General features: G+C 72.3%; 12 protein-coding genes. 8 read left to right on the top strand and 4 right to left on the bottom strand.

The genetic code is table 11. The annotated features are described in order from the left end of the window. The 8 genes from kduI to AC1DUQ_RS10250 form a co-directional block, all read left to right on the top strand. The coding region (kduI, locus tag AC1DUQ_RS10285) for a 5-dehydro-4-deoxy-D-glucuronate isomerase (RefSeq protein ID WP_477073745.1) at positions 1 to 832 on the top strand (832 nt) is incomplete at its 5' end. A 39-nt stretch (positions 833 to 871) separates the two neighbouring features. Continuing rightward, positions 872 to 1,684, top strand: coding sequence for an IclR family transcriptional regulator (locus tag AC1DUQ_RS10280; RefSeq protein ID WP_477062989.1), 813 nt, complete (start codon positions 872 to 874; stop codon positions 1,682 to 1,684). Beyond that, a complete protein-coding gene (locus AC1DUQ_RS10275) occupies positions 1,681 to 2,457 on the top strand; it encodes an SDR family oxidoreductase (protein WP_477073744.1) in 777 nt (258 codons plus the stop codon). The genes AC1DUQ_RS10280 and AC1DUQ_RS10275 overlap by 4 nt, the downstream gene beginning before the upstream one ends. Then, on the top strand, positions 2,454 to 3,467 hold the full coding sequence (locus AC1DUQ_RS10270; protein WP_477062991.1) for a C-terminal binding protein: 1,014 nt from the start codon (positions 2,454 to 2,456) through the stop codon (positions 3,465 to 3,467). Before AC1DUQ_RS10275 ends, AC1DUQ_RS10270 begins: the two co-directional genes overlap by 4 nt. Then, the gene (locus AC1DUQ_RS10265; RefSeq protein ID WP_477073743.1) at positions 3,464 to 4,498 is read left to right on the top strand and encodes a zinc-dependent alcohol dehydrogenase; all 1,035 of its coding nucleotides are present in this window, start codon (positions 3,464 to 3,466) and stop codon (positions 4,496 to 4,498) included. Before AC1DUQ_RS10270 ends, AC1DUQ_RS10265 begins: the two co-directional genes overlap by 4 nt. Then, complete coding sequence (locus AC1DUQ_RS10260) at positions 4,495 to 5,250, top strand: SDR family oxidoreductase (RefSeq protein ID WP_477062993.1); 756 nt, start codon at positions 4,495 to 4,497, stop codon at positions 5,248 to 5,250. Before AC1DUQ_RS10265 ends, AC1DUQ_RS10260 begins: the two co-directional genes overlap by 4 nt. A 47-nt stretch (positions 5,251 to 5,297) precedes the next feature. After that, positions 5,298 to 5,945 (top strand): bifunctional 4-hydroxy-2-oxoglutarate aldolase/2-dehydro-3-deoxy-phosphogluconate aldolase, encoded by a 648-nt coding sequence (gene eda / locus AC1DUQ_RS10255; protein ID WP_477062994.1) that lies wholly within the window; start codon positions 5,298 to 5,300, stop codon positions 5,943 to 5,945. Next, positions 5,938 to 7,041: a sugar kinase gene (locus AC1DUQ_RS10250; protein WP_477062995.1), complete on the top strand. Its 1,104-nt coding sequence runs from the start codon at positions 5,938 to 5,940 to the stop codon at positions 7,039 to 7,041. The genes eda and AC1DUQ_RS10250 overlap by 8 nt, the downstream gene beginning before the upstream one ends. A gap of 202 nt (positions 7,042 to 7,243) precedes the next feature. Here the strand turns inward: AC1DUQ_RS10250 and proB are convergent, their stop codons facing one another. The 4 genes from proB to rplU all read right to left on the bottom strand — a co-directional run bounded on the left by proB (position 7,244) and on the right by rplU (position 10,559). Further along, positions 7,244 to 8,392: a glutamate 5-kinase gene (gene proB / locus AC1DUQ_RS10245; RefSeq protein ID WP_477073742.1), complete on the bottom strand. Its 1,149-nt coding sequence runs from the start codon at positions 8,390 to 8,392 to the stop codon at positions 7,244 to 7,246. Positions 8,393 to 8,440: 48 nt separating this feature from the next. Next, complete coding sequence (obgE, locus tag AC1DUQ_RS10240; RefSeq protein ID WP_477073741.1) at positions 8,441 to 9,910, bottom strand: GTPase ObgE; 1,470 nt, start codon at positions 9,908 to 9,910, stop codon at positions 8,441 to 8,443. A 7-nt stretch (positions 9,911 to 9,917) separates the two neighbouring features. Beyond that, positions 9,918 to 10,178 (bottom strand): 50S ribosomal protein L27, encoded by a 261-nt coding sequence (gene rpmA, locus AC1DUQ_RS10235; RefSeq protein WP_055913072.1) that lies wholly within the window; start codon positions 10,176 to 10,178, stop codon positions 9,918 to 9,920. Between the two features lie 72 nt (positions 10,179 to 10,250). Continuing rightward, positions 10,251 to 10,559, bottom strand: coding sequence for a 50S ribosomal protein L21 (rplU, locus tag AC1DUQ_RS10230; RefSeq protein WP_200938597.1), 309 nt, complete (start codon positions 10,557 to 10,559; stop codon positions 10,251 to 10,253). Between the last annotated feature and the right edge of the window lie 308 nt (positions 10,560 to 10,867).

Genomic DNA, 10,867 nt, shown 5'->3' with positions numbered 1-10,867 from the left:
GCGCTACGCCACGAGCCCGGAGCACGTGCCCGGGATGGACACCGCCGAGCTCCGCCGCCGATACCTGGTCCAGGACCTGTTCGTCCCGGGTGAGGTGAAGGCCGTCTACACCCACCACGACCGGATCGTGCTCGCGGGCATCAGCCCCGTCGGCACCGCGCTCGAGCTGGGCTCCTTCCCGGAGATCCGCTCCGACCACTTCTTCGACCACCGCGAGGCGGGCGTCGTCAACGTCGGCGGCACCGGGACCATCTCGGTGGACGGAACGAAGCACGAGCTGACCAAGGGCTCCTGCCTGTACATCGGCCGCGGTGCGCAGGTCGTGTCGTTCGAGTCGACGGACGTGGACGGGGACGAGGGTCCGGCGGGCTTCTACCTGATCTCGGCGCCGGCCCACACCGCCTACCCCACGACGCTCGTCGAGGCCGGCCAGGGCACCCAGCGCGAGCTCGGCGACCCCCTCACCTCGAACCGCCGCACACTGAACCAGTACATCCACGAGCAGGGCGTCCGCAGCTGCCAGGTGGTCATGGGCGTCACCCGGCTGCACCCCGGCAGCATGTGGAACACGCTGCCGGCGCACACGCACGACCGCCGGACCGAGTGCTACCTGTACTTCGACCTCCCGTCCGACGCGCGCGTCATCCACCTCATGGGCGAACCGACCGAGAGCCGGCACGTCGTGGTCGGCGACCGCGAGGCCGTGATCTCCCCGAGCTGGTCCGTGCACTCGGGCGTCGGCTCCGCGAGCTACTCGTTCGTCTGGGCCATGGCCGGGGAGAACCAGTCGTTCGACGACATGGACGGCTTCCCCATCACCGACCTGCGCTGACCCCACGCACGACGACCGACGACGAAGGAGAGACGGAACGTGACGACGACGACCGGGACCAGGACGAGTGCAGGGGCGAGCGCGAGCGAGAAGACGCTGCTCGTGCTGGAGGCGGCACTCACGCACTCGCGGTTCACCGAGGTGGTGCAGGCCACCGGGCTGGCGAAGGCGACGACGCACCGGATCCTCAGCACGCTCGCGGACCGGCAGTTCATCGCCGTCGCGGCGGACGGCAGCTACCTGCCCGGCCCGAAGATCCTGTCCCTCGCCGGCCGGGCGCTCTCCCGCATCGACATCTCGGCGATCGCCCGCCCGTTCGTCGACGACCTGGTGGCGGCGACGCAGTGCACCGTGCACCTCGGTGCGGTCAACGGCGACGAGATCGTCTACCTGATCCGCGCCGACCCCGACAAGCCGTACGTGATGCCCTCGCGGGTGGGCCTCGCCGTCCCGATGCACTCGACGGGCGTCGGCAAGGTCGTGCTCGCCGACCGGTCCGACGAGGAGCTCGCCCGGTTCTCCGCCCGAGCCGGCCTGCCTGCCCGCACGCCGCACACGATCACCACGCTCGCGGCCCTGCAGGTCGAGATCGACGCGGTCCGCCGCGCCGGCTACGCCCTCGACCGCGAGGAGAACGTCCCGGGCCTCGGCTGCGTCGCGGCACCCGTCCGCGACCACACCGGACGGGTCGGGTACGGCGTGAGCATCTCGACCTTGCTGCTCGAGCACACGCTCGAGCAGATCGAGGACATGGCGGCGATGGCCACCGACACGGCCACGAAGATCTCCGCGGCACTCGGCCACCAGCCCGTCTCGCACTCTCCCACACCCCAAGGAGCCCGACCCCTATGACGATCGCCAGCTACACGGAGAGCCTGTTCAGCCTCGAGGGGAAGGTCGCCGTCGTGACCGGCGGCAGCCAGGGCATCGGGCTCGCGATCGTCGAGACGCTGGCGCGAGCGGGCGCCGACATCGTCGCGGTCAGCTACGACCTGCCCGAGGGCGCGAGCGCGGCCCGGACCGTGGTCGAGGGACTCGGCCGCACGTTCACCCCGCTGAAGGCCGACTTCTYGGTGCGCGAACAGGTCACCGCGCTCGCCGCGGACCTGGCCGGTCGGGACGTCGACGTCCTGGTCAACAACGGCGGGACCATCCGCCGGGCTCCGGCAGCGGAGCACACGGACGAGGACTTCGACTACGTGGTCGACGTGAACCTGCGCTCGACGTTCATCCTGTCCCGCGAGGTCGGTCGATCGATGATCGCGCGCGGCGGCGGCAAGATCGTCAACACCGCGTCGCTGCTGAGCTTCCAGGGCGGCGTGAACGTGCCCGGCTACACGTCCTCCAAGTCGGCGGTCGCCGGCCTGACCAAGGCCCTGGCCAACGAGTGGGCGCCCCTGGGCGTCAACGTCAACGCGGTCGCCCCCGGGTACGTCGCCACCGCCAACACCACGGACCTGCGCGCGGACGCCGAGCGCAGCAAGGCGATCCTCGACCGCATCCCGGCCGGACGCTGGGCGGAGGCGGCCGACATCGCCGGTGCGGTCCTGTTCCTGTGCTCCCGCGCCGCGGACTACGTCCACGGCATCACGCTGCCCGTCGACGGTGGATGGCTCGCCCGATGACGGTCACCGACGCCCGCGTCGTCATCACCGAGTGCGACCACGACTCGTTCGCGGCCGAGCACGAGATCGCCGACGCGGCGGGTGCCGAGCTGGTCCTCACGCAGTCGCGGACGTCCGCCGAGCTGGTCGCTCACGCGGCAGAGGCCGACGCCATCCTCGTGCAGTACGCGCAGATCACCGCCGAGGTCATGGACGCGCTGCCCCGGCTGCGCGTCGTCGGCCGCTACGGCGTGGGGGTCGACTCCGTCGACGTCGCCGCCGCCACCGCGCGCGGGATCGCCGTGTGCAACGTGCCCGACTACGGCACCGAGTCGGTCTCCGACCACGCGATCGGCCTGGCACTCGCGGCCGCCCGTGGCATCCCGCGGCTGGACCGCGGGCTGCGTGCCGGCTCGTTCGACCTGCCGGCGGTCCGTCCGCTCTTCCAGACCCGCGGGCGGGTGTTCGGGGTCATCGGGATGGGCCTGATCGGCACGGCCACGGCGCGCAAGGCGGCCGGTCTCGGCTACGAGGTGATCGGCTACGACATCGCCGCCGCACCGGGCGCCGAGTCGTTCCACGGCTTCGCCTCCGTCGGCCTGGACGAGCTCCTCGCACGTGCACAGGTCATCTCGTTGCACACCCCGCTCACGGACCTCACCCGCCACCTGATCGGCGCCGCGCAGCTGGCGCGGATGCGGTCGGACGCGATCCTGGTGAACACCAGCCGCGGGGGCGTCGTCGACGTCGACGCGCTGGTCGAGGCCCTGCGCACGGGATCGATCCTCGGTGCGGCGATCGACGTGCACGAGACCGAGCCGCTCCCGCCGGGGCACCCGCTCACCACGTTCGACTCGGTGGTGCTCACCCCGCACCTGGCCTGGTACACGGAGGAGTCGTACGACGAGCTCAAGCGCCGCACGATCGCCAACGCGCTCGACGTCTGCGCCGGCCGCGCACCCCGCGACATCGTCAACCCCGAGGTCCTCGGAGCCCCCGGCCGCAACAGCGCGTGCGGGGTGGCGGCATGATCCCGGCGACGATGACCGCGGCCCGCTGGCTCGCGGCCGACTCGGTCGAGGTCACGCAGGTGCCGGTCCCCGAGGTGCCCGAGGGTTGGGCGCTGGTGAGGATCGCCTACGACGGGATCTGCGGGACGGACCTGTCCATCCTGCACGGCATGCACCCGCGGGCGGCCGCCCCGCTGATCCTGGGCCACGAGATGTCAGGCTGGGTCGAGACGGCGGGAGCCACCGGCCCCCCGGCGGGCACGCTGGTCGTCGTCGAGCCGCTGATCAGCTGCGGCGAGTGCAAGGCGTGCCGGGACGGGCTGACGCACGTGTGCAGCCGGCTCGGCCTGTACGGCATCGACGCACCCGGCGCGATGGCGCAGCTCGTCGCGCTCCCGCCCGAGGTGCTGCACGCGGTACCTGACGGCGTCGATCCCCGCACGGCGACGCTCGCCGAGCCGCTCGCGGTCGCGGTGCACGCCGTCGACCWGTCCGGCATGCAGGCCGGCGACACCGTCGCCGTCTACGGCGCCGGCCCGATCGGCGTGCTCACCGCGCTCGTCGCACGCCACGCCGGAGCAGCCCACGTGGTCGTCACCGAGCCGAGCGCCTGGCGCCGCGAGGTCGCCGCCGGGCTCGGGTTCACCGTCGTCGCACCGGACTCGACCATGGCCAGGACGCTCATCCCCCTCACCGGGGGCGAGGGCGCGGACACCACGTTCGACTCCGCCGCTCATCCCACGGTGGCCGCCGAGCTCGCCTCCACCACTCGCGTGCGGGGTCGCATCGTCATCGTCGGCGTCTACAAGCAGCCGACCCCGATCGACCTGCAAGCCGTCTGCTTCAAGGAGCAGTCGGTCGTCGGGGTGCGCGTCTACACCTCGGCGGACGTCACGCGTGCGATCGAGCTGATCGCCGACGGGCTGCTCGAGGGCTTCCCCACCCGGGCGTTCGCGCTCGACGACGTCGCCGCCGCGCTCGACGCCGCGGCGTCCGGCCAGGACTGCCTCAAGGTCCTGGTCACCCCCCTGCCAGGAAAGGCCGACTCATGAGCACGCCGTTCGATCTGCACGGCCGGACCGCCGCCGTCACCGGGGGCGGGCGCGGCCTCGGCCTCGGCATCTCGACCGCTCTCCTGGAGGCCGGCGCCGACGTCATCGTCTTCGGTCGCAGCGGGCTGCCCGGTGCCCTCACCGAGCGCGCCACGACGCTCGGCCGACGGGTGGAGTTCGTCGCCCTCGACCTGGCCGATGCGGACGCGCTTGCCACGACCGCGGCGCAGGTGCTCGCCGAGCACCGGGTGGACATCCTGGTCAACAACGCCGGCACGCAGGACCGCCACCCCGCGGTCGACTTCCCCCTCGACGCCTGGGACCGCGTCCTCGACGTGAACCTGCGGGCGGTGTTCCAGCTGTGCCAGCTGTTCGGCCGGCCGATGCTCGAGCGCGGTGAGGGGAAGATCGTCAACCTCGCGTCCCTGCTGAGCTTCCAGGGCGGCCTGACCGTGGCCGCCTACGCCGCGAGCAAGGGCGGCGTAGCCCAGCTCACCAAGGCTCTGTGCAACGAGTGGTCGAGCAAGGGCGTCAACGTCAACGCGATCGCGCCCGGGTACATGGCCACCGAGATGAACGCCGCGCTGCTCGCCGACCCGGCACGCCTGGAGCAGCTCTCGGCCCGCATCCCCGCCGGCCGCTGGGGTCAGCCGGAGGACATCGGCAACGTCGTCGTCTTCCTGGCCTCCGCGGCCTCCGCCTACGTGCACGGCCAGGTCCTCGCCGTCGACGGCGGCTGGATGGCCCGCTGAGCTCCCGCACTCCCCCGCTGCACACCACCGATGAATCGAGTCTCGCCATGGACGTCCTGACTGCCCTACGAACCGCGCGCCTGGTGCCGGTGGTCGTGCTCGACGACGCGGCCGACGCGGACGCGCTCGCCGGAGCCCTGGTCGCCGGCGGCCTGCCCGTCGCCGAGGTCACCTTCCGCACCGCTGCTGCCGAGGAGTCCATCCGGGTGATGGCCGGCCGCGGCGACATCCTCGTCGGTGCCGGCACCGTCCTGACCGTCGCCCAGGTCGACCTGGCCGTCGCGGCCGGCGCCCGCTACGTCGTCTCGCCCGGTCTGAGCCGCGCGGTCGTCGAGCGCTGCCAGGAGCTCGGAGTGCTCGCCCTCCCCGGCGCGGTCACCGCGACCGAGGTGCAGGCCGCGCTGGAGCTTGGGCTGACCACGGTCAAGTTCTTCCCGGCCGGCACCTCCGGCGGCGCTCCGGCGATCGCGGCGCTCGCGGCACCGTTCGGCCACGTCGGCTTCGTGCCGACGGGCGGCATCGGCCCGAAGAACCTCGTCGAGTACCTCGCGCTCCCGAACGTCGTCGCGGTGGGTGGGTCGTGGATGTGCCCGCGCACGCTCGTCGCCGGCGGGAGGTTCGACACCATCACCGCACTCACCGTCGACGCCATCGCGCTCGTGACGATGCAGACCAGGGAGCTCCAGAATGTCTGACCTGACCCTCCGCCCCGCCTCCGAGTGCCGCTACGACGCGGTGTCGCTCGGCGAGGTCATGCTCCGCCTCGATCCCGGTGAGGGCCGCATCCGCACGTCGCGGTCGTTCCAGGTGTGGGAGGGCGGCGGGGAGTACAACGTCGCGCGCGGCCTGCGACGGGCGTTCGGGCTGCGCACCGCGATCGTCACCGCGCTCGCGGACAACGAGGTCGGGCACCTGGTGGAGGACCTCGTCCTCACCGGCGGCCTGGACACCTCGTTCATCCAGTGGGTGCCCTACGACGGCATCGGGCGCGAGGTCCGCAACGGCCTCAACTTCACCGAGCGCGGCTTCGGGGTGCGCGGCGCCGTCGGCGTCTCCGACCGCGGCCACACCGCGGTCTCGCAGATGAAGCCCGGCGACGTGGACTGGGACCACCTGTTCGGCGAGCTCGGCGTCCGCTGGCTGCACACCGGCGGCATCTTCGCCGCGCTCAGCGACTCCGCCGCGCAGACCGTGATCGAGGCGGTCACCGCCGCGAAGAGGCACGGGACCGTCGTGTCCTACGACCTCAACTACCGACCGAGCCTGTGGAAGGCGATCGGCGGGCTGGCCAAGGCCCAGGAGGTCAACCGGAAGATCGCGCCGTACATCGACGTGATGATCGGCAACGAGGAGGACTTCACCGCGTCGCTCGGCTTCGAGGTCGAGGGCGGGGACGCGACCCTCTCCGAGCTCGAGGTGGACAAGTTCGCCGCCATGATCACCACCGCCGCGGCCGCCTACCCGAACTTCGCGGTCATCGGCACGACGATGCGCACCGTCCGGTCGGCCTCCGTCAACGACTGGGGCGCCCTCGCCTGGTCCCCGTCCACCGGTGTCGTGCAGGCCACGCACCGCGAGCGGCTCGAGATCCTCGACCGCGTGGGCGGCGGCGACTCCTTCGCGTCCGGCCTCATCTACGGCCTGCTCGACGGGCAGCCGCTGCAGACCGCCGTCGAGTACGGGGCCGCGCACGGGGCGCTCGCCATGACCACGCCCGGCGACACCACGATGGTCACCACGGCCGACGTGCTCAAGCTCGCCGGCGGCGGCGGCGCGCGCGTCGACCGCTAGCCGGCCACCCGCTCCACCGGGATCGCTCGCAGCAGGTCGCGGGTGTGCTCCGCCTCTTCGCGCAGTCCGGGACCGGTGCCCTGCGACACGGGGTGACGCACCACGTCCGAGCACGTGAGCGCCAGAGCTGTGGTGAAGCGACCGGGACGTCCGAGCTAGWGGTCGTCATGGCGACCAGATGCTCGGACGTCCTGCCTGAGGGTCAGCGACGCTTGCGGACCAGGACCAGGTCGTCGCGGTGCACCAGCTCGCGGTCGTACCCCGGGCCCAGCGCCTCGCGCAGCTCGGAGGTCGAGCGGCCCAGCAGCGGCGGGACCTCCTCGGCGTCGTACGAGACCAGCCCGCGCGCCACGAGGTGACCGTCCGGGCCGACGAGCTCGACGGGGTCGCCCGCCTCGAACGTCCCCTCGACGCCGGTCACGCCGGCGGGCAGCAGAGACGTCCCCCGCTCGAGCACCGCCCGGACCGCACCGGCGTCGAGGACCAGGCGTCCGCGGGTGCTGGCCGCGTGGGCGAGCCAGAGCCGACGGATCGAGGTGCGGCGACCGGTGGCGGTGAACCAGGTGCCGACGTCCTCACCGGCCAGCGCCTGGGCCGCCTGGGCGGCCGACGTGAGGACCACCGGCACGCCGGACTGGGTGGCGATCGCCACCGACTCCAGCTTGGTCACCATGCCCCCCGTGCCGACCGCGCTCCCCCGCGAGGCGACGTCGATGCCTTCGAGGTCCTCCGCGTGCACGACGGACGCGATGCGCCGGGACCCGTCGCGCGACGGCGGGCCGGTGTAGAGCGAGTCGACGTCGCTGAGCAGGACGAGCGCGTCCGCGTGCACCAGGTGCGAGACGAGGGCTGCGAGCCGGTCGTTGTCCCCGAACCGGATCTCGTCGGTGGCGACCGCGTCGTTCTCGTTGATGACGGGGACGATGCCGAGGTCGAGCAGCCGGGTGAGCGCGCGGTGCGCGTTGCGGTAGTGGACGCGCCGCACGGTGTCGTCGGCGGTCAGCAGCACCTGGCCGACCTGCAGCCCGTGGCGGGCGAACGCGGCCGTGTAGTGGGCGACCAGGAGCCCCTGCCCGACGGAGGCCGCCGCCTGCTGCGTCGCCAGGTCACGCGGGCGGGCTGCCAACCCGAGCGGGCCGAGCCCGGCGGCGATCGCGCCGGAGGACACCAGCACCACCTGGCCGCCGGCCGCGCGCCGTGCGGCGAGCACGTCGACCAGCGCGGTCAGCCGCTCGGGCGCGAGCCGGCCGTCGGGAGTGGTCAGCGACGACGAGCCGATCTTGACGACCACGCGGGACGCCGAGACCAGCTGCTGGCGGTCCTGCAGGGCGTCGACGGTCACGTTCGGCATTCTGCCGCGTGGCAGGTGCCGGTCACGCGAATATCCGGGTCCCGGACATCACTCCTTGGCCGCGTCGGTCCAGACACCGGCCTCGCGCTCGGTCCACAGCTCCTCGCGCGCCTCGGTCTTGGCGTCCATGCGCTCCTTGTACTCCTGGCGCTTCTCGCCACGCGTCGGCCGCGACCGGTCCTCGATGCGCAGGTCGACCCCGCGCGGACCGCCGAGAAACTCGGACCCGGTCATGAGCGTGGGCTCCCAGTCGAAGACGACCGCGTTGTGCTCGGGGCCGATCCGCACCTCGTCGCCGGCGACGGCGCCCGCGGCGAACAGCTTCTCCTCGACACCAAGCCGCGCAAGCCGGTCCGCCAGGTACCCGACGGCCTCGTCGTTGGTGAAGTCGGTCTGACGCACCCAGCGCTCGGGCTTCTCGCCCCGCACCCAGTAGTAGACGCCCTGGCCCTCGACCTCGCGGCGCGTCACCGTGAAGCCGGCGTCGTCCACCGCCTTCGGGCGCAGGACGACGCGGGTGTTCTCCGGCGCCGGCGCGTCACGACGGGCCTTGTCGACGATCTCCCCGAGGGCGTACGTCAGCAGACGCAGACCCTCGTGGCTGGCGGTCGAGACTTCGAAGACGCGGAACCCGCGGGCCTCCAGGTCGGGCTTGACCAGCTCGGCGAGCTCGCGCGCCTCGGGGACGTCGATCTTGTTGAGCACGACGATCTGCGGGCGCTCCAGCAGGGGCACACGACCGCCCTCGATGGACAGGTCGCCCGCGTACGTGCGCAGCTCGGCCTCGATGTCCTCCAGGTCCGACATCGGGTCCCGGTCGGGCTCGAGGGTCGCGCAGTCGAGCACGTGCACGATGACGGCGCAGCGCTCGATGTGGCGGAGGAACTCCAGGCCCAGCCCGCGTCCCTCGGACGCGCCCGGGATGAGCCCGGGGACGTCGGCGACCGTGTACCGCGCGCCCCCCGCCTGCACCACGCCCAAGTTCGGGACGAGCGTCGTGAAGGGGTAGTCGGCGATCTTGGGCCGGGCCGCGGAGATGGCGGCCACAAGGCTGGACTTCCCGGCGCTCGGGTACCCCACCAGGGCGACGTCCGCGATGGTCTTGAGCTCGAGCACGATGTCCTGCTCGGTACCCGGCTCGCCCAGCAGCGCGAAGCCAGGAGCCTTGCGGCGCTGCGAGGCGAGGGCGGCGTTGCCCAGACCTCCGCGGCCGCCGGACGCGGCGACGTACTGCGCGCCGACGCCGACCAGGTCCGCGAGGACCGTGCCGTCGGGCGACTTGACCACGGTGCCGTCGGGGACACCGAGCACCAGGTCGACGCCCGTCGAGCCGGAGCGGTGGTCGCCCATGCCCTGCGTGCCGGACGGCGCGTGCCGGTGCGGCGAGTGGTGGTAGTCGAGCAGCGTGGTGACCTGCGGGTCCACCTCGATGATCACCGAGCCGCCGTTGCCACCGTTGCCCGCACCGGTGCGCCCCTTCCACGAATGACCCGACGCGGACCGATGCCGCGTCGTCATGACCTGCTCAGACCTCGGCCGCCACCACGATGTCGATGACCTTGCGGCCACGGCGCGTCCCGAAGGTCACGGCGCCCGGGGCGAGGGCGAACAGCGTGTCGTCGCCGCCACGGCCCACGTTCACGCCGGGGTGGAAGTGCGTGCCGCGCTGGCGGACGATGATCTCGCCGGCCTTGACGACCTGGCCACCGAAGCGCTTGACGCCCAGACGCTGGGCGTTCGAGTCGCGACCGTTGCGCGAGGAGCTCGCGCCCTTCTTGTGTGCCATGACGTGCCTGCTTTCGTGCTCAGAGTGTGGGGGGCTGCGCGTGCCTGCGGCCGACCGGCCGACGGCGCGAGATCAGGAGATGCCGGTGACCTTGAGGCGGGTCAGCTTCTGGCGGTGACCCTGGCGCTTGCGGTAGCCGGTCTTGTTCTTGTACTTGAGGATGTCGATCTTGGGACCCTTCTCGTCCCGCACGACCTCCGCCGTCACCTTCACCTTGGCCAGGGCCTTGGCGTCGGTGGTGACCTTCTCGCCGTCGACGAGCAGCAGGGCGGTCAGCTCGATGGTCGACCCGGCCTGCGCGCCGAGGCGGTCGACGACGACGACGTCGCCCACAGCGACCTTCTCCTGGCGGCCGCCAGCCTTCACGATCGCGTACACCACGTTGCTGCTCATCTCTGCTCGTCGAACTGCTTGTCACATGCTCAGTCGAAATACTTGGTGCCCTGCCTGCGCCCGCGCACATCCCGCTGCCACCGGTGTTCACCGGTTCCCGTGGGGGTTCGCGTCGGCGCCGCGACGGCGGCACACATGACCAGCGCGTACACGACGCGCCGACGTTCTAGGGTACGGACCGCACGGCGCAGGGTCAAACCTGACGGCTCTCCCCGCGTGCGACGTGACCGAACGCACGTCGTTGCGGGGGGCTCTCCCCGCGTGCGACGTGACCGAACGCACGTCGTTGCGGGGCG

This window comes from Cellulomonas sp. P4_B5_2, from assembly GCF_056402235.1.
This window is presented reverse-complemented; position numbering and strand designations above follow the sequence as displayed.